Annotated in this window: 16 protein-coding genes; 12 read left to right on the forward strand and 4 right to left on the reverse strand. The window is 33.1% G+C overall.

Annotated features, from left to right (window positions below; all coding sequences use genetic code 11):
* Positions 1-69 precede the first annotated feature (69 nt).
* The 4 genes from rlmN to SB689_RS20755 all read left to right on the forward strand — a co-directional run bounded on the left by rlmN (position 70) and on the right by SB689_RS20755 (position 4,260).
* Positions 70-1,113 (forward strand): 23S rRNA (adenine(2503)-C(2))-methyltransferase RlmN, encoded by a 1,044-nt coding sequence (gene rlmN, locus SB689_RS20740; RefSeq protein ID WP_410693990.1) that lies wholly within the window; start codon positions 70-72, stop codon positions 1,111-1,113.
* Positions 1,114-1,187: 74 nt separating this feature from the next.
* Positions 1,188-2,120, forward strand: a complete 933-nt coding sequence (locus tag SB689_RS20745; RefSeq protein ID WP_410693991.1) for a sterol desaturase family protein — start codon at positions 1,188-1,190, stop codon at positions 2,118-2,120.
* A 213-nt stretch (positions 2,121-2,333) separates the two neighbouring features.
* Positions 2,334-3,206: a hypothetical protein gene (locus SB689_RS20750; protein ID WP_410693992.1), complete on the forward strand. Its 873-nt coding sequence runs from the start codon at positions 2,334-2,336 to the stop codon at positions 3,204-3,206.
* Positions 3,207-3,282: 76 nt separating this feature from the next.
* Positions 3,283-4,260: a polyprenyl synthetase family protein gene (locus SB689_RS20755; protein ID WP_410693993.1), complete on the forward strand. Its 978-nt coding sequence runs from the start codon at positions 3,283-3,285 to the stop codon at positions 4,258-4,260.
* Positions 4,261-4,329: 69 nt separating this feature from the next.
* Here SB689_RS20755 and SB689_RS20760 read toward each other — a convergent pair whose 3' ends face one another.
* Together SB689_RS20760 and SB689_RS20765 are read right to left on the reverse strand one after the other, a co-directional pair.
* Positions 4,330-5,121: a hypothetical protein gene (locus SB689_RS20760; RefSeq protein WP_410693994.1), complete on the reverse strand. Its 792-nt coding sequence runs from the start codon at positions 5,119-5,121 to the stop codon at positions 4,330-4,332.
* Positions 5,122-5,508: 387 nt separating this feature from the next.
* Complete coding sequence (locus SB689_RS20765) at positions 5,509-5,802, reverse strand: hypothetical protein (protein ID WP_410693995.1); 294 nt, start codon at positions 5,800-5,802, stop codon at positions 5,509-5,511.
* 137 nt (positions 5,803-5,939) lie between these two features.
* Here SB689_RS20765 and SB689_RS20770 point away from each other — a divergent pair, with 137 nt between their 5' ends.
* Entirely contained in the window at positions 5,940-8,372 is a 2,433-nt protein-coding gene (locus tag SB689_RS20770; RefSeq protein WP_410693996.1) for a thiamine pyrophosphate-dependent enzyme, read from the forward strand.
* Positions 8,373-8,449: 77 nt separating this feature from the next.
* On the forward strand, positions 8,450-9,523 hold the full coding sequence (locus tag SB689_RS20775) for an acyltransferase family protein (protein WP_410693997.1): 1,074 nt from the start codon (positions 8,450-8,452) through the stop codon (positions 9,521-9,523).
* Between the two features lie 25 nt (positions 9,524-9,548).
* Here the strand turns inward: SB689_RS20775 and SB689_RS20780 are convergent, their stop codons facing one another.
* Entirely contained in the window at positions 9,549-9,935 is a 387-nt protein-coding gene (locus tag SB689_RS20780) for a winged helix-turn-helix transcriptional regulator (RefSeq protein WP_410693998.1), read from the reverse strand.
* A 132-nt stretch (positions 9,936-10,067) separates the two neighbouring features.
* Between SB689_RS20780 and SB689_RS20785 the strand changes: the two genes are divergently transcribed.
* Positions 10,068-11,129: an NADH:flavin oxidoreductase gene (locus tag SB689_RS20785; RefSeq protein WP_410693999.1), complete on the forward strand. Its 1,062-nt coding sequence runs from the start codon at positions 10,068-10,070 to the stop codon at positions 11,127-11,129.
* A gap of 466 nt (positions 11,130-11,595) precedes the next feature.
* Here the strand turns inward: SB689_RS20785 and SB689_RS20790 are convergent, their stop codons facing one another.
* Positions 11,596-12,798, reverse strand: coding sequence for an aminopeptidase C (locus tag SB689_RS20790; protein ID WP_410694000.1), 1,203 nt, complete (start codon positions 12,796-12,798; stop codon positions 11,596-11,598).
* A 481-nt stretch (positions 12,799-13,279) separates the two neighbouring features.
* On the opposite strand from SB689_RS20790, the gene SB689_RS20795 reads away from it, so the two are divergent.
* The 5 genes from SB689_RS20795 to SB689_RS20815 all read left to right on the forward strand — a co-directional run bounded on the left by SB689_RS20795 (position 13,280) and on the right by SB689_RS20815 (position 24,634).
* A complete protein-coding gene (locus tag SB689_RS20795; protein ID WP_410694001.1) occupies positions 13,280-13,795 on the forward strand; it encodes an RNA polymerase sigma factor in 516 nt (171 codons plus the stop codon).
* Positions 13,796-13,807: 12 nt separating this feature from the next.
* Positions 13,808-14,911 (forward strand): TonB-dependent receptor plug domain-containing protein, encoded by a 1,104-nt coding sequence (locus tag SB689_RS20800; RefSeq protein WP_410694002.1) that lies wholly within the window; start codon positions 13,808-13,810, stop codon positions 14,909-14,911.
* A gap of 99 nt (positions 14,912-15,010) precedes the next feature.
* Positions 15,011-17,788: a hypothetical protein gene (locus tag SB689_RS20805; RefSeq protein WP_410694003.1), complete on the forward strand. Its 2,778-nt coding sequence runs from the start codon at positions 15,011-15,013 to the stop codon at positions 17,786-17,788.
* A 3-nt stretch (positions 17,789-17,791) separates the two neighbouring features.
* Complete coding sequence (locus SB689_RS20810; protein WP_410694004.1) at positions 17,792-22,321, forward strand: TonB-dependent receptor plug domain-containing protein; 4,530 nt, start codon at positions 17,792-17,794, stop codon at positions 22,319-22,321.
* Between the two features lie 342 nt (positions 22,322-22,663).
* Positions 22,664-24,634, forward strand: coding sequence for a vWA domain-containing protein (locus SB689_RS20815; protein WP_410694005.1), 1,971 nt, complete (start codon positions 22,664-22,666; stop codon positions 24,632-24,634).
* Positions 24,635-24,734: the final 100 nt, after the last annotated feature.

Here is a 24,734-nt window from a genome sequence, read left to right on the forward strand (position 1 = left end):
GATAATAGGAGATAGGATTTAGGGCTTAGTTTGTCCCTAGATCCTAAGTCCTAATACCTAAACCCTCAAATGAAAGATATCCGTACTTTATCACTAGACCAGCTTAAAGACTATTTTTTGACTTTAGGAGAAAAGCCGTTTCGTGCGAAACAGGTTTACGACTGGTTGTGGAGTAAAAATCTCCATTCGATTGATGAAATGACGAATCTTTCGAAAACGCTTCGTGAAAGAATTTCCGAAGAATATACTATAAATCCTGTTTCTGTTGATCTTCTTCAAAGAAGTACAGACGGAACCATCAAAAACGGAGTGAAGCTTCATGACGGATTGTTGGTAGAATCTGTATTAATTCCTACAGAAACAAGAACTACAGCTTGTGTTTCTTCACAGGTTGGATGCTCTTTAAACTGCGAATTCTGCGCTACAGCAAGACTGAAAAGAATGAGAAATCTTGAAGTTGCTGAAATTGTAGATCAGGTTGCCCTGATCGATAGCCAGAGTAAAATGTACTTCGAAAGACCGCTTTCCAACATTGTTTTTATGGGAATGGGAGAGCCGATGATGAATTACAAAAATGTAGTGGAAGCCATCCGAAAAATCACCCAGCCGGAAGGTTTGGGAATGTCTCCAAGAAGAATTACCGTTTCTACATCAGGAATTCCAAAGATGATCAAAATGTTGGCTGATGACGATCTGCGTGTTAAATTGGCATTGTCTCTTCACTCAGCAATTGAATCTAAGCGTAACGAAATCATGCCGTTTTCGGATAAATTCCCATTAACGGATATTATGGATTCTCTTCAATATTGGTACAAAAAAACAGGTTCAGTAATCACTTTTGAATATTGTGTCTGGAAAGGTATTAATGATGGAGATGAAGATATTAAAGCTTTGATCAGATATTGTAAACAGGTTCCTTCTAAGGTTAATTTAATTCAATACAACCCGATTGGCGACGGAAAATATGATAAATGCAACAAACAGGCAGAAGAGAATTATGTTCGTCAGCTTGAAAATGCAGGAATCACCGTAATGATCCGTAAAAGTAGAGGAGGAGATATTGACGCGGCTTGCGGACAGTTGGCCAACAAAACGGCTGATGCTGTGAATTAAAATTTCATTAAAAAATCAAAAATTAATTCTTAACGATTTCTTAAAATCCTACATTTGTATAAAACTAATGTACAATGACGGATTACTTTTTAGGTGAAGACGGATTAGAAAATGTCTATGCTTGGTCGATCCCGATTCTTGCTGCTGTTATTTTGGCAGAAATGATTTACAGTCATATTTCTGAAGCCAAATTATACAATGGAAAAGACGTTGCAACAAGTGTTTTTCTTGCATTGATGAACTTCGGGCTGGATCTCTTGATGAAAGTTTCCGCGATGGGGGTCATGTTTTTCTTCTACAATCACCGAATTTTTTCCAGGGATTTTACAATCTGGTATTGGTTGATTTGCTTTGTGATTACAGATTTTGCGTATTATGTTCTTCATTATGTTGATCATCATTCAAGAGTATTTTGGGCGGTTCATATTACGCATCACAGTTCGGAATATTTCAATTTAACAACAGGTTTCAGGAGTCCGGTTTTACAACCGCTTTATCGGTATTTATACTTTTCTCCCTTAGCTTTTTTAGGTTTTAATCCTTGGCATATTATGGTTGTTTACGCGATCGGTCAGGTGTACGGAACGTGGGTTCATACTCAGACGGTAAAAACGATGGGAATTCTTGAATATATTTTGGTGACACCTTCTCATCATCGTGTTCATCATGCCTGTAACATAAAATATCTCGACAGGAATATGGGAATGTGTCTCATTATTTGGGATAAAATTTTCGGAACTTTTGAAAAAGAAGATCCCAATGTTCCTGTGAAATACGGAATTTATCCAAAAATGCCCGATAACAAACCTGATACAGTTCTTTTTTATGAATGGAGAAAAATTTGGAAAGATATCAAACAATCAGATTTAAAATTTTCAGACAGAATCAATTATCTTTTTAATTCTCCAGGTTGGAGACATGATGGAACCGGAAAAACGGTTAGACAATATCAAAAAGAACATTTGGAAAAGCAAAATAGAAGACAGAAATTGAAGAAATCAGCTTGATTTTTCAAACACAAATAAGCACGAATGTTTTTCACAAATTTCACAAATCTCTTCTAAGAATTATATTACGATACAGTTTGTCCTTCTGAAGAAGAAAGAATCTCAACTTGTAAAGTTTAGATGTTTGTGAAATGATAAAGTAAACACATAAATTTGTGTAATTTGTGCAAAAATCCGTGCAATTCGTGTTTAAATAAAAATTATTTTTACTCCATGAAAAAGCTTTTCCTAATAATAACAACCGTAATTTTCACCTACTCATTTTCGCAGCAATCTGATTTTCTTAAAATAAGAAAATATAGAATCAATTATCTTGATGAGAAATTAAAGGAAACATCAGGATTAAGTTTTTTTAATGATAAACTATATACTTTCAATGACAGCGGAAATTCTCCCGAGCTTTTTGAGATTGATAAAAACTCAGGAAATATTATCAATACCTTAAAAATCAATGCTAAAAATAAAGATTGGGAAGCGCTCGCAAATGATGGAAAATACTTTTACATCGGAGATTTTGGAAACAATGGCGGAACAAGACGAGATCTGGAAATCTATAAAGTTCCTTTTCAAAATAATGAATTGAAAAACGATTCTGTTAAAATAATTTCATTCTATTATCCAGACCAGACAGAATTTATTCCAAAATACACCAATACTGACTACGATGCAGAAGCAATGATTTATTTAAATAGAAAACTGCATGTTTTTTCAAAAGAATGGGCGTCAAGATCGGTTTCACATTATATTGTTGATCCTGAAATTTCAGAAAAACAAAAAGCCGAAAAAATAGAGTCATATAAAACCAATTTCGTTGTTACAGATGCTTCTTATTTCGATAAAAAGCTTTATTTGATAGGCTATACAAAGAAAACAGAAGTATTTTTGGATGTCTTTGATGAAACAGAATCCGGAATCTTTTTTAAGCAAAAACCAAAGCATTATTATCTCGGAAGTTCTCTGTCAATCGGGCAGATTGAGGGTATTGCAGTTGATGAAAAAGGAGTCTATATTTCCGGTGAAAAATTCAGTTCGCCATTGGGAGGTTCAAAGCAGAGTTTTTATTTTATTCCGAAAGATAAACTCTAAGATTAATTTAACTTAAAATTGACTGAAAAAAATTATCTTTGTGATATTAATAATTATTATCCATCATTCGTAGATTTTGGCAAATATTGTAGAAGACATCAAACACCCGATCAATGAGGAAATGAAACTTTTCGAGCAGAAGTTTTATGAATCAATGCAAAGCAAAGTGCCTTTATTAGATAAAGTAACTCGTTTTATCGTTACTACTAAAGGAAAACAGATGCGTCCGATGTTTGTATTTCTTTGTGCAAAACTAATTGGCGACGTCAATGAGAAAACTTTTCGTGGAGCTTCCATGATCGAGTTGATTCACACAGCGACTTTGGTTCATGATGATGTGGTGGACGAAAGTTTTAAAAGACGTAATTTTTTCTCAATCAATGCGTTGTGGAAGAATAAAATTGCCGTTTTGGTAGGAGATTATCTTTTGTCGAAATCGGTTTTATTATCTACAGACCATAAAGATTACGATTTGTTGGCCGTTATTTCGAGAACGATTCGTGAGATGTCTGAAGGCGAGCTTCTTCAATTGGAAAAAGCCAGAAAATTAGATATTACGGAAGATGTTTACTACGAGATTATTCGACAGAAAACAGCTACTTTGATTGCTGCCTGTTGTGAGATTGGGGTTTTATCCAATAATGCTGATGAAACGCTTGCTAAGAAAATGCAGGATTTCGGAACGTATACAGGAATGGCTTTCCAGATTAAGGATGATTTATTTGATTATTTAAGTTCAAATGTCATCGGAAAACCTGTAGGAATTGATATTAAGGAACAGAAAATGACCTTACCTTTGATTCATACTTTGAAAATTGCCAGCGAAAAAGACAGAAAGTATTATTTCAATACGATAAAACGTTATAATAACGATCAAAAGCGAGTGAAAGAGCTTATCGCTTTTGTTAAAAGTTCAGGCGGTCTGGAATATTCGATCAAAATAATGAAAGAATTTCAACAGAAAGCAAAAGATATTCTTAATGAATTCCCTGATACTGAGGTAAGAAAATCTTTACACAATATGTTGGATTATGTTATCGAAAGAAAATTTTAATTAAAATATTTATCATAAAAAAACGGAACTCAATAAAAGTTCCGTTTTTTGTTTATTTGGTTTTGTATTTTAAATTTTTTGCACTGTTACATTCGTGACATTTCCGCTACCTGTTCCTCCGGTTTCTGTTGCTAAAATTGTACAGCTGGCATTTGTAGCAGCTGTAAAGCGAATTTGATAGCCTGAAGTAGGTATAATAACCAACGTTGTGTAATTCATTAATTCTCCAATAGTGCCACTGGTGACTGCAGCATTATAGTGACTTCCTCTTGCTATATAATTGGCATCGGGAACGGGGCGTACACCTAAAACAATCTGTGTTCCTGCTGATGCTAAATTGGTAAAACTTGCCTGCAAAGTAACGATGTAATTTCCTGGCTGATTAAAAGTGAGAACACCTGTGGTTGTATTATAGCTATAGTAAGGTGAAGTTGCCAGAGGTGTTGTAAAAACTAATGTGCTGATAACTCCGCTAGTATGGCTTTGATCTCCTGCCAAACGTGCATGAAATAGTGAATAATCAGTAAAATTAATCGTTTTTAAAATACCATTTGCATCAGCTACTACGGTTCTGTCGGTGCCTCCAACGCCAATATTTGTATTGATATCACGAATACGGACGTTACCTGCAGCAATATCTAGTTTCTCTGTAGGAGCTATTGTTCCTAGGCCAAAATTTCCTGTTGATGTTACAACGGCATCATTAAGCTGTTGAGCAGCAGTTGGCGCGCCCGTTGCTGCATTGTCTTTGGCTCCGTCAACGTGTAAAGCTGTTTGGGGATTGCTAGTTCTGATACCAACTTGAGCATATTGATTAGCACTAATTAATAATGTTACGAGTAAAATAATTTGTTTTTTCATTGTGTATGTTTGTATAATATTTTACAAACATAGCTAGTTTTTTCGATAAAAAATGAATATTAATTGTATTTGACGTTAATTTGTTGCGAATTATTTAATTATATCACTTAAAATTGATGTATTTTATAAATTAATTCATGTTATTATGAATTGTTTTATTGCTATTGTTCCTTAATATGGTACTTTGTTTGGTTGAAAGTATTATAGATTTATCACATAACTATGAAATTATTGTAATCTTTATTTAAAATTTATATTAAAAAAATCATAAAATATTTTTTAATAATTAATTAAAACAATTCTATTTTATATTAGAATGTCTTAATTTTTATATTGAAAAGCTTCGAATTATTATGTTAAATCGTCTGATTTGTTGAAAATTTAAAATTAAATAATCCTTACAGTTACAATTATAACAGCCAAAACAATACAAAATAAAGCGATTAAAAATAAATAATCCGCAATGGTCTCAAATTTACTTTCTTGCTTATCATTTGTTGTTCTAATGGCCAAAAATGAGAAGAAACAACTGTACGCAAAAAAGATGCATGCAACTCCTGCAAATTCGTCTAAATGGGTATTGCCACTTATTTTAGTGATCTTTAAAGAAGTAATAATTAGCAGTGAAAACCCTAAAAGGTTACTCGATGCGTTAAGAATATGACCCGACTTTTTTTCCATCTTTACAAATTTATTCTAAGATAAACACAATTTTTTTTATTATCAAATTTTTAAAAAAGATTATTAAAAATTAAAATTAATTTAAAAAGTGTATATTAGCAAAATACTTCGAAAACTAAAAATTTTTTATATTGGCTATGCAAACAACCTATATTGAAACTCAGCAGATTTCCTTTCAAGATTTTAAAAATCAAATACTTGAAGATTACAAATTAGGAAGAATCTCTCGTGAAATGTCTTATCTGGGCAGAAGAGAAGTTCTTACAGGAAAAGCTAAATTTGGTATTTTTGGTGACGGTAAAGAGTTACCACAGTTGGCAATGGCGAAAGTTTTCAAAAATGGAGACTTCCGTTCAGGATATTACAGAGACCAGACTTTTGCATTAGCTGCAGATGCTTTAACGGTTGGCAGTTTCTTTGCCCAGTTATACGCAGATACAAGCGTTGAAAGAGAGCCAGCATCGGCCGGAAGACAGATGAACGGGCACTTCGCAACAAGAAGCTTAAATGAGGACGGAAGCTGGAAAGATCTTACCGCTCAAAAAAATATCTCATCGGATATTTCTCCGACAGCCGGACAGATGCCTAGATTATTAGGATTAGCTCAGGCTTCAAAAATATATAAATCAGTAAAATTTGACGGTTCTGAGAAATTCTCAAAAGAAGGTAACGAAGTTGCTTTTGGAACAATCGGGGATGCTTCTACAGCAGAAGGCCATTTCTGGGAAGCTTTGAATGCTGCGTGTGCACTTCAGGTTCCGATGATTGTTTCTATTTGGGATGACGGTTACGGAATTTCAGTTCCAACCAAAAATCAGAGAGCAAAAGCTGATATTTCTGAAATGTTAAGCGGTTTCCAAAGAAAAGAAGGTGAAAACCAAGGTTGCGAGATCATTCAGGTGAAAGCTTGGGATTATCCTGCATTATTGGACGCGTACGCAAGAGCGGAACAATTTGCAAGAATGGAAAGCGTTCCTGTTGTAGTTCACGTAATTGAAGTTACACAGCCTCAAGGTCACTCAACTTCAGGATCTCACGAAAGATATAAGAATGAAGATCGTTTAGCTTGGGAATCTCAGTTTGATGGATTGGTGAAATTCAGAGAATGGATCTTGAATTATTCAATCGAAATTGAAGGAAAAGAAGAAATCATTGCTTCTGTTGAAGAATTGGATGCAATAGATGAAGAAGCTAAAAAAACTGTAAAAGCCGGACAAAAATCGGCTTGGGAAAGTTATCAGAAAACAATTACGGATTTAATTCAATCAGTTTTACCTTTAGTTGAAAATATTAAAGGACAAAATACTGAAATTGAAAATTATATTAATCAATTCAATAAATTAGTTTCAAAAGCTAAAAAAGATGTTTTCCATTTAGTAAGAAAATCTTTATTGGCAACAAGAGGAACAAATTCTGCTGAAAGAAATCAATTGATGCAGAAATACAACGAGATTTTTGAGGTTGAAAAAGACAATTATTCTTCTCACTTATACTCTCAGTCTCAGTGGAAAGCTGAAAACGTAAAAGAAATCAAACCAATTTATTCTGATGCTTCTGAGGATGTAGACGGAAGAGTAGTGGTTAGAAATAATTTCGATAAAATATTCGAAAAATATCCTGAAACTTTAGTTTTTGGTGAAGATGCCGGAAATATCGGTGACGTAAACCAAGGCCTTGAAGGAATGCAGGAAAAATATGGTGATGTTCGCGTTGCTGATACAGGAATCCGTGAAGCTACGATCTTAGGTCAAGGTATCGGAATGGCGATGAGAGGTTTAAGACCAATCGCTGAAATCCAATATTTAGACTATATTTTGTATTGTTTGCAAGGAATGAGTGATGATCTGGCGACAGTTCAGTACAGAACAAAAGGCGGTCAGAAATCGCCTGTAATCATCAGAACGAGAGGTCACAGATTGGAAGGAGTTTGGCATTCAGGTTCTCCAATGGCGGGAATTTTGAACCTTTCAAAAGGTATTTTGGTATTAGTTCCAAGAAACTTAACGAAGGCTGCCGGATTCTACAACACAATGCTTCAAAGTGATGATCCATCTATCATTGTTGAATGTCTGAACGGATACAGATTAAAAGAAAAACAACCTGATAACTTAGGTGAATTCACTGTTCCTGTTGGAAAAATCGAGGTTACAAAAGAAGGAAAAGACGTTACTTTGGTAACGTACGGTTCGACTTGGAGAATTGTAATGGATGCAGCGGAAGAATTGGATAAATTAGGAATTTCTGCGGAAGTTATTGATGTTCAGTCATTAATTCCTTTCGATTTAACAAGCGAAATTGCTGAAAGCGTAAAGAGAACCAACAGATTAGTCGTAATCGACGAAGATGTGGAAGGTGGAACTTCAGCGTTTATTCTTCAACAGATTTTAGAGAAACAAAAAGCATTCAGATTCTTGGATTCTGATCCGTTGACGATTGCTGCAAACGATCACAGACCTGCATATGCAAGTGATGGAGATTATTTCAGCAAGCCATCTTCTGATGATATGGTTGAAAGAATTTATGCCTTATTTAATGAAACAAATCCCGAGAAATATCCTGCGATATTTTAATTGGAATTTTAGATAAATTTTGAAACCGCTTTCGTTTGGAAGCGGTTTTTTTTATATAAATTTATTAAAAATATGTGATGAAAAGAATTTTCGGTTATGATCTTATTCGTGGAATAGCCATTTTGCTTGTGATGATTGGCCATGTGCTGGGATATGTATATTCTGGAGCCAACTCATTTTTTTACTCTTTTTTTAGTGGTTTTTTTGGGGTAGAATTTTTCTTTGTTCTCAGTGGTGTTCTTATCGGGAAATTATTGATTAATGTTTTTAATTCGGATAATATTCAAAAGGAACTGAAGAATTTTCTAATTAGACGTTGGCTTCGTACGTTGCCACTGTATTTTGTAATGCTAGTGGTGTATGGAGTTGGAAATTACTTTCTGGATCCGGTGAAGAATGGTGATTTTAGTGTATGGAAATATGTGTTTTTCATTCAGAATTTTTTTCAGCATCAATCTTCATTTTTTGGAGTTTCATGGAGTTTGAGTATTGAAGAGTGGTTTTACATCTTATTTCCGGCTGTTCTTTTTATGATTAAAAAATTGAATTCCGAAATATCGAGTAAAAAATTATTTGGAATAGGTATTTTTGTATTTATCTCATACTTTTTGATGATGAGATTTTTTGCTTTTCCGGAGTATGATTTTACCTTTTATGAAGGGATCAGAAAAATCGCATTTTTCCGTCTGGACTCTATTGCCTATGGGATTTTGACTGCTTATGGATTTGAATATTTTAAAGATGAAATTTCCTCAAAAAAGTATGTATTATTAATAACAGGTATCATTATTTTATTTTTTAACCAATATATGGTTTTTAAAAGTCAATTTATTGATATTCAATATTTTAATACAATTTATTTTTCTGTCTTGGGAATAGGAATTGCTATGTTATTTCCTTTTTTGCAAGGGTATGTATCTGATAATCCATTGATAATAAAATCTGTTACTTTCATCAGTAAGATTTCTTATTCACTATATCTTACCCATTGGTTGGTTTACAGAATTTTAGAAATTTCATATTTCAATTTTATTCCGGGATCTTTAAAGTTTATTATTTTCTTTATTTTGTCATTTATTACTGCTGCTATTTCTTATCAGCTCATAGAAAAGCCTATTATGAATTACAGAAATAAAATAACAAGGAATTAATTTTCAACGATACAAAATACCAATATTAAGCTTCAACAGCCTTTTTTGTTTCCTTCTTAATTAAATTACAATCCTTATCATATTGCACCTCCTTATTATCAAATTTCGCTTCCCATTCTTCCAGCAAATATAAAATCGGCAACAGCGCCAATCCCTTTTCTGTCAGCGAATATTCAACTCTTGGAGGAAGTTCTTTAAACTCTTCTCTGATGATCAATCCGTCGGTTTGCATTTCTCTTAACTGGTCGGTCAGCACTTTTCTTGAGATCACATTAATTCGTACGGCAAGCTCTCCGAAACGAAGTTTACGGTCTTTGATAACCAATACAATGATCGGTTTCCACTTGCTTCCCAATGCAGACATTGCTTTGCCTAGAGGGCAGCTGTATTTCATTAATTCACTCTTTATCATACGTTACTTTTAAGTTACTAATGTAAGTTACTGCGAAGTTACCACTTTTTTTCTTCATAAGATACAAATCCGAACTATTATTAGTTACTTTGTGTAACAATTTAAAAATGTTAAATATAAAATAATTGCAAAATGAGTATAGACGCATTATTTAGTCCATTTAGTTATAAAAATCTTCAACTTAAAAATAGAGTGGTAATGGCTCCGATGACAAGAGCACAATCTGATAACGGAGTACCCACTCAGCAAATCGCAGATTATTACGCAAGAAGAGCGGCTTCAGAAGTAGGTTTGATCCTTTCTGAAGGTACAGTAATCAACAGACCAGGTTCAAAAAACATGCAGAATATTCCTGATTTTTATGGAACAGAAGCATTAAACGGCTGGAAAAACGTAATCGACGCCGTTCATGAAAATGGAGGTAAAATGGGACCTCAGATCTGGCATGTAGGTGATACAAGAAGTTCTGAAGATTATCCTTTGGTTGATATGGAAAAGGCTTCTACAATGACATTGGAAGATATTCAGGATACTATTGCTCAGTTTGCAGCTTCTGCAAAATCGGCTAAAGATCTTGGATTTGATGTTCTTGAAATTCACGGAGCTCACGGTTATTTGATCGATCAATTCTTTTGGGAAGTAACCAACACGAGAACTGACGAATACGGTGGTAAAACATTGAAAGAAAGAAGCAAATTTGCTGTTGATATCGTTAAAGCAATGAGAGCTGCGGTTGGACCTGACTTCACAATTATTATCCGTCTTTCTCAATGGAAACAACAGGATTATAAATCTAGATTAGCAACAACACCTGCTGAAATGGAAGAATGGTTGTTACCTTTAAAAGAAGCTGGCGTAGATATTTTCCACTGTTCACAACGTCGTTTTTGGGAACCTGAATTTGAAGGTTCTGACTTAAACTTTGCAGGTTGGGCTAAAAAAATCACAGGACAACCAACAATCACTGTAGGTTCTGTAGGTCTTGAAGGAGATTTTATGGGAGCATTTGCAGGACAGGGAACTGAAAAAGCAGATCTATCAGAATTAATAAAAAGGCTGGAAAGAGGAGATTTCGATCTTGTCGCAGTCGGAAGAGCCCTTTTACAAGATCCGGAATGGGTGAAAAAAGTAAAAGAAGGAAATACAGATGACCTTTTAAACTTTTCAGCTGAAAGTTTAGGAGTTCTTTACTAAAAAAGACAATTATTGAGTTGTGAATTTACTTCGCTGTTAGACTATTAGCTTGGTAAACCATTGACAATTCACTTATTTATATTAAATTTTCTACCTAATTATTTTTTTAAACAAAAACCGCTTCCGGAATTTCTGGAAGCGGTTTTTAATTTTGATATTTGAATTGATTTATATTGAATTTTAACTTTTAACCACAAAAGGCACAAAAGCTTTTTTGATTAGTTTGTTTTACTATACGAGAATAATAAAGTTCACAAAAGAAGAAAATCAAAGATTTTCAAAAAACTTATGTGTACTTGTTAACAGTATGAGTTTTACTTAAAAATCTTAAGTGTTAAAATCTTTTGTAACTTTTGTGGTTAAAGTTAAAATAAGTTCAAAAACAAAACCGTTCCCAAAAAATGAGAACGGTCTATTAACAGATTTAAATATCTAAAATTGTCAAATAAATGACAACAGTGATTTCTTATAAACCAATATTTTCAGTTGGTTTCAATTGCTTTAAAATATTCTTTGGAATCGCATTTTTGTGAACCAAGATTGCCGTTGATTTATATTCAACATAAGGTCTTGTTACATAAATATATCCTTCAAAATCGTTGGTTACACCCCAAGAGTTTTTAACCATATAATATTCTTTTCCAGACTGATCTTTTGCCAATCCTACGATGTGCATTCCGTGATCATCGGTTGTAGAAAGGTTATTCAAAGCTTTCTGACGCATATCTTCTGTGATCGTTTTGTCTTTTTTAGGCTCTGTGAATAAAGTTCCTTTGTTTTCAGCATTGATTTGGTCTAAATCCATGTCAGGAACATAGGCAACACCATTTTTATATGAGAAATAAGGCTCAGAAACGTCAGTTGCCCAACCTACAGAATATCCTTTGCTTACTGCGTTATCAACGATTGTTGTGATGTCTTTCATTGGAACGTTCCAGTCAGAATCATGACTCCAGTTATCAGGAATTGGAACTACAAATTTCTGGTAGTATGGATAATCTTTGTAAGAAGAAATTTCTACATAATCTTCAGGATTGATACCTACAACTTCTTTAGCAAAAGTCTTTGGAGTATAATTTTTTCCGTCATATGTAAAGTTAGCAGGAACTTTTCCTAAATATTCATCCAAGATCGCATCTACAGAATCCATCCAGTTATCAGAAAGTTTTCCTTTTGTAGCTGCCTGAACCAAACTATCCAACACAGGCTTTAATTTATCCTGCATTTCTTTGAAATTGTTGGCTGTTTGTCCGTTTTTCAAACCTGTATAAGCTTCCTGAGGTACAGCTCCGTACTTTTTGTACATATTAACAACATCATGCAATTCTCCTCCGTCTCCCCAGCTGATTGCTCCGTTATTAAGAACGTATAATTTTGCTTTATCGTGATAAGAATTTCTTGCCGTAAAAATTTCTGCCAAATCAACAGGTTTTTTACCCATTCTCTGCATTTCAGATTCAAGGAAAGAGTTTCCTGAATAGCTCCAGCAAGTTCCAGATGAACCTTGATTTTTTACCGAAGTTGCCCCCACGTCCTTTAAAGTCGTGAATTTAAAATTGGCATTTTGAGATTGATTGTTTTTTAACTTATTGATTAAGTCATCCTGTGCAAACATTATACTTCCTGCAGACAAAACAAAAAGTAATGATGCAATTTTGTTATTTTTCATTACTATAAAAAGATTATTTATATGAATAGTCGGTAAGTTATAAGATATGTTACAAAGGGAAAAGTTAAATTTGAAATGAAAGTTTTTTATGAAAAGGTAGATGGAAGGGTAGGGAAGTTGGAAGTGGGGAGCTTGAAGTTAATATTGAACAGTTTATTAATCAGAGCTTAAGAAGGTTTATGTCGAAAGTTCAATATCTCCTAGAGTAGATTTTTGAAGTGTAAATCATGTCGAGAATTTAAGTTTAATTAAATTTTTCAATATATTTTTTTTCATTTCATTATCAAAAGTACTCGAACGAAGATCGTTTAAAACTAATTAATCTTTTAAACTTTAATAACCTCCAGCCTCCAACCTCCAGCTTGCAACCCTAATAAATCTCTTTGCTACATTCGCCATTTTCCATTAATTTTAAAAAAAGTTTATCATGTTTCCAACCTTTTTGAAATTTTCTGCATCTATACTAATATAAAGCCTGACTATGGAAAGAGAATTACTGTTAGAATGTCAACGGAACGACCGCAATGCACAGCGGAAAGTTTACGAAAAAATGGCGGGAAAATTATATTCGGTCTGCAAACGCTATCTTAAAAACGATGAAGATATTGAAGAAGTATTAGCTGATACGTTCTACAAAATTTTCACGAAGATTGATCAACTGCAAAATCATGATATTTTCGAAGGTTGGGCAAGAAAAATTGCTGTAAACGAATGTCTGCAGAAATTAAGAAATAGTAAAGCTTTACACATTGAGCTAGAAGACAGCCACGCTGAATCTTCAGATTCAACAGATGGAATCTCCTTTGAGAAAGATATTTTGGGTTTATTAAACTTTCTTCCAGAAGGTTGCCGCGCGATTTTTAATCTGTTTGCGATTGAAGGTTATCCGCACAAAGAAATTGCGATGATGCTTTCAATAAGTGAAGGTACATCGAAATCTCAACTCAATTTTGCCAGAAAAAAATTACAGGAACTTTTGATCAATCAAAACATTTAAACTTTTAAGACAATGGAAAATAATCACGATATCGATAAAAAATTCAATGAGGCTTCTAAAGATGTAGAAGAACCTGCGACTTTTCCGGGTTTTGATAAAGTTTGGGCTAAAGTTGAAGAGAAATTAGATAAAAAAGAAGATAAAAAAAGAATTCTCCCAATCTGGCTTCCGTATGGAATTGCAGCAAGTTTACTGATCGGTGTAGGAGGGTTTTATTTTTTGAATAAAAAAGTAAATATAACTGAACCTGTAAAACCTGTTATTGCAAAAAATACGGAAATTCCTAAAAGTACAATTGCTCAATCTGAGAAAATTCAAAAAATAGATGAGATTGTAAAATCAAATCTTGAGAAGGAAATTTCAGTACCAAATCCTGTAGTTAAACTTGAGGGGTATGCTGTTAATTCAGTGCACGTTCCTTCTCCATCTCCCGTTTTTGATGTTGCACCTCAAAGTATTCCAACACCTCCGTCTATCGCTCCCTATAAAATGGAGGATACCTTAAAACAAAAGAATATTGAAGAAGTTGTCGTAACCGCTTTTGGAATGAAAAGAGCAAAAAAAGATATTACATCTTCTGCACAAACAATTTCTTCTGCTGAAGTTGAAAAGAAATCTAATAATCCACTTTTAAGTTCTTTACAGGAAACGTCTGAAGCAGAATCTCTTACACCTGATAATGGAGTTAATCCTGAGGTTATGGGTTATAATAAATCAAATATAAAAAGGAATATTGCAGCAGTTCCGAGATTGGCAGAAAAAGTAGGAAATAAATATTTTACAAACTCATTGCAAGGATCGGTTTCAGGGCTTTCAATCAATATAGGTTCAGGAAAAATTGAATCTAATAATGCGATTGTTATTCGTGGAGTGAGCTCGGTCAAAGAAGATGCAAATCCTTTATATATCATCAACGGAGCTGTTTCTGATGCTGCAAAATTCAAGAGCTTAAATGCAGATTCTATTGACACAATGACCGTTTTAAAAGGAGAAAAAGCAACTTCAATCTATGGAAGTAAAGCTGTAAACGGAGTTATTGTAGTGGAAACCAAAGAAGCATCAAAGGTTAAAGATGTAAATGAAAAAAAACATTTAGAGAATAAGGAAAAACCGTAGTCTACTCACAGATTTATTAAAATTTTAACCGTTTTTCAACACAATGAGTTTAAAGGAAAGTTTCCTTTGAAAGTGCCATTTATTAATATAATTTAAAATATGAGAAAATTTTATTTATTGCTATTTCTTCTTGTTTTTAAAATTGTTTCAGCGCAAAATTCGCAGTTTTATTATTCCGGAATATTTTTAAATCATAAAGAAAAACCACAGAATTTTTTAAAGGTTTTAAATAAAAACAGCGGTGTTTATGAATTAACCGATGAAAAAGGTTTTGCCATCATTGCCGCAAAAACTTTCGACACCTTAGTTTGGAATAATGGAAAAAATAAGATGGTTGTGTACAGTCCGCAAGAACTTAAATATATTCTTGAAAGTAAAATCGCGAGAAAAGGAGTAGAAAATATTCGCAGCAAAACGTATGACAGTTTGGTTTCTAAAGATTCGAAGGATGAATTCAGTATTGAAAATTCTCCTCAAAAGTTGACGATAAAATCAGATAAGAATTTTAATTCAATAAGAAAATTAAAAGAGATTGCTCAAGATACTTTTAAACTTAAAAGGCAAACGAAAACATATTTGAATTTTAACGGAAGTTTCACCACTTCTTTTGACATCAAAAGTCGAAATTCTATTCCGCAGACTCAGACTCAATATGTTCAGGGAAGATCGGAAAACGGGCAACTTATTTGGCAGGGTCCTAAAACCAATGAGCTCTTCAGTTTTGGGCCGGATATTTCTACATTAGGATTTGATCATCAGGCTTATGAGTATGACCAAAATGGAAGATTAATTCCTTTAACCAACGGAATTTCTCCCGCAAAAGCTTACCATAATGATCTGTTTAAAACAACTGTCGGCTACAATAATCAACTAAGGTTGAGCGCATTCATCGGTGATAATGGTTATAGCTATAATTATAGTGATAAATTCCGGCTATCATTAGATTTGGGACAACAGAAAGATCAAATGTATTTTATTGATCAGTATAATATTATAAATTCTTTTAAAACGAAATTAAGTACAAAAATTTTAAAATACAGCTTAAATTTTGCCTTTAATTATGAAGAAAATAAAGCCACAAACTCCAACAGAATTGGACTCTTCAACAGAGTTTATCAAAATTCATTATTAACGCCGATTTCTTTTTCAAATGAGCAGAATTTGTATTTATCAAATGGTTTACAAAGAAGTTACAGCCAGTTTGCAGACAATCCACAGTTTTTATTTGATCAGGAAAATAAATACAATTATCGGGATAACAGGAGACAATTCAGCTTTGATCTTGCGAGAAGTTGGGGTGATTTCAGATTAAATATTAGTCAGTCTTATGAAAATGATTACTTCTGGAATTTAGATGTTTATAAGCCTTCAACTTACGGATTTGCTAATGGATTTTTTAATGAAAGAGCTCAAAATAATAAATTATATAATTCTAATATTTTAGGAACTTATTCTTTTGGAAGGTATGATTTTAGAAGTGAGGTGGGTTTTAATCATATTTTGAATGATAGAGAATCAAATATTTACAATAATTCAAATAATAAAAATTATTTATATCAAAGAACGTCACAAGATTATATTTTTAATTACAAACTCGACTACGATGATTATGATTTTAAGGCAGGAGCAAATATTGGAAACGCATTCTATATCTCAAATACCTCTAAGAAAAATAATTATTGGCTTCCAAAAGTTGGCGCATATGCCACTTTTGAAGATATTTTTAATTGGAATAACCTCAATTTTAAAATGCTCGGAACTTACACGCAATTGAGTTCGGAACCAGAAATTACAAGATCTTACGCGTCTTACGGAACGACTTTATTTAATGCTCAAAATGCGTATCAATATTTCCCGATTAATGAAGTAGAAACCTTTAAAAATTTATCAAATATCAACAGCAAAGAATGGAAAACCGGTTTTGTATTGAGTTACAGACGCAAACTGAATGTGGAAGCCGAATATTTTAAAAGAAAAACGACTAACGATATTTTTCCTGTGTTTGAAAATAATCAGTTGAAATTAAAAAACATTGCAGATCATACGTACAGCGGGTATGAAGTAAACTTTTCTTATGACAATATTTACTTGGATAGAGATTTTAGAATGAATCAGAAAGTTTCATTTTTTAAATATAAAGATATAGTTGACAGGGTAAATACTGGCTACAATAATCTTGCGCTTTCGGGTTTCAGTGATATTTATAAGACGTTGGCGGAAGGTCAGGTTTTAGGCGTGGTAATGGGGAGTTATTTTGAAAGAAATGCTAATGGAGAATTGATTATCGATGAATCTGGTTATCCTAAAAAAGCGGACGGAATGAAAATAATTGCAGACCCGACTCCCGATTTTGTATTAAAATTCAATCATAATATTACATATAAAATGTTGTCATTAGACATTAATTGGGAATGGAAAAAAGGCGGACAAATTTGGAATGGAACGCAGGCTGTTCTCGATTATTACGGACGTTCTCAAATTTTTGCTGACGAAAGAAATATCAAAAACTATGTTTTTCAAGGCGTAAATTCCAGTGGAAATACCAATCAAATTCCTGTTGATTTTTACAATCCGAATCAAGATGTTTCAGAAAATCGATGGACAAGATACGGCTATTTAGGTGTTGCAGAAAATTATGTTGAAAAGGCAGACTACATAAGAATCAACAATATTTCTTTGACGGCAAAATTTGACGTAGGAATTTTCAAAAGAGGGCTGGGAATTACATTTTATGTGAATAATATTCTGCTTTGGCAGGCCAATAAAGGAGCAGATCCGAATCAGAATTTCTACGATTTTGATAACGGAAGAGGGCTCGATTTCTTCAATCTTCCTTCTTATAAGACTTTTGGGTGTATGGTTTCATTTCAATTTTAATTTATGAATTTCAAGTTTACATTATATATCGTACTAGGATTTTTGTTTTCAAATTTGAGTTTGAAAGCGCAAAATCAGTTTAAAGATTTCGAGAAAGAAAAAACGTATATACAGACCAATCATGTTTTTTATAAACCTGGTGAGGAAATGTACTTTAAAATTTACATTGTAAAAGCAGAAAATAATCTTCCTGCCGATCAAAGTAAGGTCGTAAATTTTGAGTTAATTGATCCAAGTGGAAGTGTCATTAAAAAAGATAAATACGAAATTAAAAACGGCTATGCAGAAGGATATTTCTACTTTAATGATGAGATGAAAGGCGGAATTTACAAGATCCGAGCTTTCACGAATTGGATGCAGAATGAAGAAGGCAAAAATGTATTTGAGAAAGAAATCACTTTACAGAAAATTGTCTCTCCAAGAATTTTAATGAAACTTGATTTTCCTAAAAAAGGATACGGAGCAGGAGATGAAGTGTTGGCAGATTTTTCGATGAGAAGTCTGAGTAATTTGCCAATTCCTTTTTATGAGGCAGATTTTACGGTAATGCATAATGGCGAAACCATTTCACAAGGGAAATTAGTTACAGATAAGGAAGGAAAAAAACAGTTGAAATTTACTCTTCCGTCAGTTTTAAAATCTTCTGATGCTTTGTTGAACATTAAAGTGAATTTCGATGGATTTACAGAATCCATTTCTAGAAATATTCCGATTGTTTTGAATAATCTTGATATTAAATTTATGCCTGAAGGCGGAACTTTCATCAACGGAATCGAACAAAATATCGCTTTCAAAATATTAGATGAATTTGAAAAACCGGTTGATGCCGTTTTAGCGATTCTTAATCAAAATAATCAGAAAGTTGCAGAAGTTTCGGCTTACAATTTTGGGATGGGAAGTTTTCTTTTTACGCCTAAAAAAGGTGAAAATTATTATGCTAAAGTTATAAAACCCGAAAATATTAATCAGGTTTATCAGCTTCCAATGGCTAAAGATGACGGTGTTGTTTTTAATCTCAATAAAGAAAATGGAAAGATCAATTTTAAAATTATTTCAACAGATGAAAGAAATGTTGTTGTGAAAGGAAGTTTCCGTGAAAAAGAGGTTTACATGAAATTATTTTCTTTAAAAAAGGGATTGAATGAATTTCAAATTTCAGAAAACGAACTTCCGATCGGAATTTGCAGATTTACCGTTTTTGAAGGTGAAATTCCTCTTGCCGAACGTATCATTTTCGCCAATGAAAACAAGCAGATGAATGTGAAAATAACGCCAATCAAGAAAAATTATCTTCCAAGAGAGAAAGTGATTGTAAATGTTGAAACGACAGATGAAAATAATCAACCCATTCCTGCAAACCTTGTAATGAGTGTCGTTGATGACAAGCTTTGGACATATGCCGACGATAAGCAAAATCATATCATCTCTTGGTTTTTAATGGATTCTGAATTAAGAGGAAAAATTGAAAAACCACAGTTTTATTTTGACAAAAAAGAAGAAAAAGCAAAAAGAAGTCTTGATCTGGTAATGCTTACGAACGGTTACAGATATTTTGAATTGCTTCCTGAAATTATCAAAAATCAGAAATATAAATACCTTCCGGAAAAGAAAAATCCGATCTACGGAATTGTAGAAGATGAAAACAAAAATCCTGTAAAAGCTGAGGTTTATTTGGTCAATGGTTCATTAATCAAAAAACAAATTACTTCAGATGATGGAACATTTTATTTTTCAGATTTGAATGGAGGAAATTCTTATAATCTGGTTGCAAAGTCTTTTCAGCCAAAACAGGAAGTTAAGATCAGAATTTTGTCATATAAATTAGCTGTAAATCCGCTTGCCAAAAAATCGTTGAACAATGTAAATGTAGAAGAAGTGGTGAAGGAAGCCGTAAAAGAAGCGGATAAAAAATTAACTAACGAAGAAAAAAATAAAAGTCGTACTGAAAACCGTTCCAATACTTCCAAATTGAGACGTTTAAGTGATACCGTAAAATCACAGAATATAGAGGAAGTTGTTGTTTTGGGATATTCTCGTATGTCTGTAAAATCGAAATCAACCGCAGCCACGGTAACAGTAGATAACAATGGTTTTCAAAACCCTAATATAGCTTCAGTTTTGAGTGGTAAGGTTGCCGGGCTTATTATAAATACGACAAATGGTCTACCGGGAAGTCCGATTAATGTACAAATAAGAGGATCTGCTTCGATTTCTAATAAAACTCCTTTGTTTGTGGTGGACGGTGTTCCGGTAGAGAACTTTAAAACGACGATTAACCCTGATGATATTAATAGTATTACAGTTCTTAAGGATGTCGCTGCAACCTCTATTTATGGAAGTAGAGCAGCGAATGGAGTGATAGTTATTAATTCTTTCAAAAACAGAATATCCCACATCAAATTTGATATTACTCCAAAATCATATTATGCCGTGATGACCATTCCCCAAGATAGTTTGGTGAGATATTCCTACAGCAGAGATTTCTACTATCCCGTTTACCAAACGACAAATACTTCATATCGACATGATTATAGAGAAAGCATTTATTGGAATCCAATTGTAGAAACCGATAAAAACGGAAAAGCTCAGGTTGAATTTTATAATTCTGATGCCAATACAGCTTTCAGAATTATAACGGAAGGAATTTCGTCTTCGGGATTAATTGGAAGGAACGAAACAACTTATGCCGCGCAAAGTCTGATCTCAATTGATGCTAAAATTCCGCAATATCTGACGAGAACGGATCAAATGACCATTCCTGTTGTGATTAAAAATAATTCGTCAGAAACCAGAAAAATGACAATGGATGTGATAGTTCCAAATCGAGTTAAATTGATGAAGTCTGACAGTATTATTACGTTAAAGCCATTAGAATCTGGAAGATTATTTGTGAAAATACAGACTGATGAAATTATTAATTCTAATATTCAGTTTAGCGTGAAGTCAGATGATTTCAGGGAGACGGTGATTCTTCCTTTTGGGGTTGAAGAAAAAGGTTTTCCACATTATTATTCGATCATTAATAATAAAACCGAGGATATAAAAATTGATATTCCGGAATATATCAACAGAAGTTTTTTCGCATCATATTATGTTTATGAAAATACAGCATTACAGATGTTTGAAGATATAGAAAGACTTAAAAGAGAACCTCACGGATGTTTTGAACAGTTGTCCTCAACGGTTTATCCTAATATTTTTATTCTGGATTATTTGAAATCTGTCAAGAAAATTACACCAGAAACAGAAAGTTTTGTCATTAGAAACATGAAAAAAGGCTATCAGAAAATGTTGAGTTATAAAAACAGGGATGGCGGTTTCGGATACTTCAATTCTGCGGAATCTGATGTGGCAATTTCTGCTTTTGCTTTGCTGGAATTTAGAGATTTAAAAAAGTATGTGAATATTGATTCAAAATTAATTCAAAATTTGACCAATTTCATTTTATCCAAGAAAAATCAAAACGGAATTTTTGAAGTAAGAAAAAGTTATGAAATCAATCATCCTTATTCTGAATTTGCATGGTCGAGAAATATGTATGTTTTATATGCTTTGTCTAAAATCGGCTTTAAAAATGAGCTGGAAGATTCATATAAAATCAGCTTAAATAAAGCTTTAGCAACTAAAGATTCTTACCAATTGGCTTTAATGGCTAATGCATCTGTCAATCTAGGAAAGACAAAAGAATATGAAACAATTTTGGGTCTTTTAAATAAACAATACGAAGAAAAAAATATAAAGACAAAAACAACATTCACGGGTTCAGGCGGAATATCTGCCAACGCAGAAATATTGTCGCTGTATGTTATGGCTTTGCAAAAAGATGAAAAATTAAATCAATTAAAAATCGCCGAAGTTGCCGATGAATTAATCAATTACAACGGATATTACGGTTTTGGTTCTACACAGGCAACAACGTTGGCATTGGAAGCTTTGTCTCAGTTTTTTGCTAAAAATGAAAAATTATATGGCAATGAAAAGCCTAAAATAAAGATCAATGGAGCGGAAGTTAACGTGAATAATTCCCTAGGATCTGCCTTTAAAACAGGAGAAAATACAATCAGTGTGAATTATCCGACTCAAAAAGGGCTTCCTTATAAATTGGAGTATCAATATTTCACATTGCAGGCTCCGAAAAGTACTGATATTCCTTTAACAATGGAAACCAAATTAAAATCTGAAATTTCAAAAGTAGGAGAGACGAACAGAATGACGATTTCAATTAAAAATAAAATCAACGGTCAATTGCCGATGACGACAGCCAAAATCGGAATTCCTGCCGGATTGACGTTGCAAAATGCATTGCTGAAGGATTTGATTGATAAAAAACAGATCGCTTATTATGAAATTTTTGATAATTATCTGGTTTTATATTGGGAACATTTTGCCGCCAATGAAACGAAAGTTATCAATCTGGATTTAAAAGTAGAATTTGCCGGTGAATACACAGGAAAAGCGAACAACGTATATCTTTATTATATGCCCGAATCTAAGTTCTGGAATGAAGGAATTAAAGCTAAAATAGAACCTTAATTGAGAAAAAATTAAAATAAACTGAAACTTTTTTTAATTTTTGCATCTATATATAACAAACCTGTTTAAACTAACTAAAAAATTAACCACAAAATATACAAAAGCAATGATTTAAAATTTAAAAGTTTTGAAAACAAAAGCGCTCAAAAGAATAAAAAATCAAAGATTTTTAAAGCTAATGTGATCTTATTTACGGTCTATTTAGATAACTTAAAATACTAATGTGTTAATCTTTTGTTGCTTTTGTGGTTAAAATAAAAAGTTCAAACTTGTTCAAAGCTTGATTAGCAGAAATAATTGTAGCCGTCAAATTTATTTATATTTAATAACGAAAAAATGATAATGAAAAAAATTAGTATATCAATATTGGCTTTAGCTTTATTAGGAAGTTGTAAGACCAAAACCGTTTCTGAATCTACAAAAGAATCAAAACCTTTAAGTATAAAAAAAGATAAAGATCAGGACGGAATTCCCAATAAATTAGATCAATGTCCGGAAATCGCCGGGCCTGTGGAAAATAACGGCTGCCCTTGGCCAGAGACGGATGGTGATGGGATCATCGACAAAGATGATGCTTGCCCAACAGTTGCAGGACCCGCAGAAAATAACGGTTGTCCTTGGCCTGACACAGATGGAGATGGAGTTTTGGATAAGGATGATGCCTGCCCAACCGTTCCCGGAATGCCTGAATATAATGGTTGTCCGAAACCGAAACGAGTGACAGCAGAGGAAATTTCATATTCAATAGAAAGTGTCGCAATGGTAGGTTCACAGAAAAAGCAAAAGCGTAATGTGCCTTCAAAACCTGTAAAACAGGCTAAAACTGCAACTGATAATAAAGTTTACAATAAAAAAATTACGACAACAGCCTCAAAAAAAGGAGTAAAACAAATCAGTAATACTGATGAAGAATACAATTCATTGGTTGAAAATCCTTTTGAATCAACTAAAAATCAGCCTGTTTCTACATTTTCTATTGATGTGGATAATGCTTCTTATTCCAATATCCGAAGAATGATCAATTACGGAAGTATTGTTGATAAAGATGCGGTGAGAATAGAGGAAATGATTAATTATTTTAAATATGATTATCCTCAACCTGAAAATAAGCACCCTTTCGGAATCAATACAGAATACAGCGATTCTCCGTGGAATCCTAATCATAAGCTATTGAAAATTGGACTTCAGGGAAAAAATATTGCGATGGAAAATCTTCCGAATTCCAATATTATTTTTCTGATTGATGTTTCAGGTTCTATGGATGAAAGCAATAAACTTCCTTTGTTAAAATCTTCGCTTAAAATTTTGTTGGATCAACTCAAACCACAGGATAAAGTCGGGATTGTTGTCTATGCTGGAAATGCAGGAACAGTGTTGGAACCGACTTCGGCAGCCGAAAAAGAAACGATTATTAAAGCTTTAGACAAACTTCAGGCAGGTGGAAGTACAGCAGGAGGAGAGGGAATCGAATTGGCTTACAAATTGGCTCAGGAAAATTTTATTAAAGGGGGAAATAATCGTGTAGTTTTGGCTACAGACGGGGATTTCAACGTAGGAATTTCTTCTGAAGAAGACCTTGAAACTTTAATTGAAGAAAAAAGAAAAACCGGAATTTTCCTTACCTGTCTTGGCTACGGAATGGGAAATTACAAAGATAACAGACTGGAAACTTTAGCAGATAAAGGTAATGGAAACTACGCTTATATTGATAATTTACAGGAAGCTAATAAGTTCTTGGGAAGAGAATTTGCAGGAAGTATGTATACCATTGCTAAAGATGTGAAAATTCAGATTGAATTTAATCCGAAATTTGTAAAATCCTATCGATTAATTGGTTATGAAAACAGAAAATTAAGAAATGAAGATTTTACAAACGATAAAATTGATGCAGGAGAATTGGGAAGCGGGCACACGGTAACTGCTCTGTATGAAGTCATTCCTACAGGTGTAAGTTCTTCATATGCTCCGAAGGAAAGTAAGTTAAAATATTCTTCAACTTCACCTACAGAAAATTTTGGAGACGAATTGGCGACTGTAAAGTTCCGTTATAAAAAGCCTGATGGAGATAAAAGTACAGAGATTACAAAAGTAGTTAAGGATTCTAATGAGTCTATTTCACAATCGAGTCCGGATTTCAAATTTGCGACTTCTGTTGCTTGGTTTGGATTGGTTTTAAGAGATTCTAAATTAATAAAAGAAAAAGATCTCAATACAATTGAAAATTTAGCCAAAGAGGGGAAAAATAAAGATGAAGAAGGCTACAGATCTGAATTTATAAGATTAGTTGAAAGCTATAAATCAATCAAAAAATAAAGCTAAAACAGGCATTCACATCGAATGTCTGTTTTATTTTAAAATAAACTTTCAAATATTATTGAAAGTTCGAAAATTATTATTACATTTGTAATAGAAA

Source organism: Chryseobacterium sp. SIMBA_038 (assembly GCF_046535115.1).
In the GTDB taxonomy this organism is placed as follows: domain Bacteria; phylum Bacteroidota; class Bacteroidia; order Flavobacteriales; family Weeksellaceae; genus Chryseobacterium.

Coding starts and splice junctions, on each gene's coding strand:
- rlmN (WP_410693990.1), top strand. CDS start 70: ATGAAAGATATCCGTACTTTATCACTAGACCAGCTTAAAGACTATTTT.
- SB689_RS20745 (WP_410693991.1), top strand. CDS start 1,188: ATGACGGATTACTTTTTAGGTGAAGACGGATTAGAAAATGTCTATGCT.
- SB689_RS20750 (WP_410693992.1), top strand. CDS start 2,334: ATGAAAAAGCTTTTCCTAATAATAACAACCGTAATTTTCACCTACTCA.
- SB689_RS20760 (WP_410693994.1), bottom strand. CDS start 5,121: ATGAAAAAACAAATTATTTTACTCGTAACATTATTAATTAGTGCTAAT.
- SB689_RS20765 (WP_410693995.1), bottom strand. CDS start 5,802: ATGGAAAAAAAGTCGGGTCATATTCTTAACGCATCGAGTAACCTTTTA.
- SB689_RS20770 (WP_410693996.1), top strand. CDS start 5,940: ATGCAAACAACCTATATTGAAACTCAGCAGATTTCCTTTCAAGATTTT.
- SB689_RS20775 (WP_410693997.1), top strand. CDS start 8,450: ATGAAAAGAATTTTCGGTTATGATCTTATTCGTGGAATAGCCATTTTG.
- SB689_RS20780 (WP_410693998.1), bottom strand. CDS start 9,935: ATGATAAAGAGTGAATTAATGAAATACAGCTGCCCTCTAGGCAAAGCA.
- SB689_RS20785 (WP_410693999.1), top strand. CDS start 10,068: ATGAGTATAGACGCATTATTTAGTCCATTTAGTTATAAAAATCTTCAA.
- SB689_RS20790 (WP_410694000.1), bottom strand. CDS start 12,798: ATGAAAAATAACAAAATTGCATCATTACTTTTTGTTTTGTCTGCAGGA.
- SB689_RS20795 (WP_410694001.1), top strand. CDS start 13,280: ATGGAAAGAGAATTACTGTTAGAATGTCAACGGAACGACCGCAATGCA.
- SB689_RS20800 (WP_410694002.1), top strand. CDS start 13,808: ATGGAAAATAATCACGATATCGATAAAAAATTCAATGAGGCTTCTAAA.
- SB689_RS20805 (WP_410694003.1), top strand. CDS start 15,011: ATGAGAAAATTTTATTTATTGCTATTTCTTCTTGTTTTTAAAATTGTT.
- SB689_RS20810 (WP_410694004.1), top strand. CDS start 17,792: ATGAATTTCAAGTTTACATTATATATCGTACTAGGATTTTTGTTTTCA.
- SB689_RS20815 (WP_410694005.1), top strand. CDS start 22,664: ATGAAAAAAATTAGTATATCAATATTGGCTTTAGCTTTATTAGGAAGT.